The following is a 1,204-nucleotide window of genomic DNA, read 5'->3' on the forward strand; positions in this document are numbered from 1 at the left end:
TCTCACAAGGTATTATTGGGCCGAACTTGCTCAGCTATATCGCTGTATTAGCAGGACAATATCATTTAAGTATCCGCAAAATTTGCTCTCTGCTAAAAGAACAACTGGGTACGACGTTCTCTGTTGGTGCCATCAGCGAAGCTCAGACTAAAGTGGCTTCAATGCTGACTCCTTTACATCATGCAATCCGAGATAGCATCCAAACAGCACCCCTAGTTCATGTAGATGAAACTTCCCACCCTCGTAATGGTGAAGAGAGCTTACGTTGGTGTTGGTTGGTCGCCAGTGAAGACCTTGTCTACGAAAAGATCTTGTTCTCTCGTTCAACCCATTCTGCCAAGACCATGTTAGGTAAGAATTATAGTGGTCTTGTCGTCACTGACCAGTGCCCAAGCTATAACTGGCTAAAACCAGAACAACATCAGCTGTGCTGGTCGCATGTGAAGCGAAATCTTCAGCAAATCGCGGATTATACTGGTGGCGGTTATACCGCTCTCGTTGGACAACGGCTAACACTGCTCGCCAATATGGTTTTTAGAATACGTCACCGTTTGGAAAATACAGAAATCCAGTACGAACAGTATATTCGCCGCATGAATCGACTTCGAAAATCCTTTGACCACTGGCTGCAAAAAGGCAGTGGGATAGTCGTTCAGCGATACAAAGGTCGATGTAAAAAGCTACAATCTCATAGGCAAAGCTTGTGGTTGTTCTTAACCGATACCTCAATACCACTCACCAACAACGAAGCAGAGCGGAGAATACGTGGCAGTGTCATCCATCGTAAGATTAGCTTCGGAACGACATCTGATGCGGGCGACAAGTTCAGGGGCCGTATGCATTCGCTTGTTGAGACCTGTAACAAACGAGGCATCTCGAGCCTGTCTGCTCTAATGGAAATCGTTCAAGCTGTTACCCTTCGCAAGCCTTACCCAAACGTATTTAGTCTGTAATCCATTAAATCAAGCTCCTACTGGTGAACGGTTACCCCCGTGGGATCATGGGGCGCATACGAAGATGGGCATTTATCTATCGACAACAACCGAGCGGAACGCGCAATCAAATCGCTGGTCATTGGCAGAAAAAATTGGTTATTCTCGACGAATCCGCTTGGTGCTGATGCGAGTGCTTTGCTGTATAGCATCATCGAGACGGCGAAAGCGAACGGACTGATACTCTACGATTACATGGTCAAATGTATGAA

Annotated in this window: 1 protein-coding gene and 1 pseudogene; both read left to right on the forward strand. The window is 46.3% G+C overall.

Translation table 11 applies throughout. The annotated features are described in order from the left end of the window. Positions 1–953: IS66-like element ISVa8 family transposase (locus GMA8713_RS25725; protein WP_062715514.1), on the forward strand; the 953-nt coding region annotated here is incomplete at its 5' end. 60 nt (positions 954–1,013) lie between these two features. Continuing rightward, a pseudogene (locus GMA8713_RS25730) lies at positions 1,014–1,204 on the forward strand (IS66 family transposase); the annotation flags it as partial.

Origin of the sequence: Grimontia marina (assembly GCF_900060185.1) — a bacterium.
GTDB lineage: Bacteria > Pseudomonadota > Gammaproteobacteria > Enterobacterales > Vibrionaceae > Enterovibrio > Enterovibrio marinus.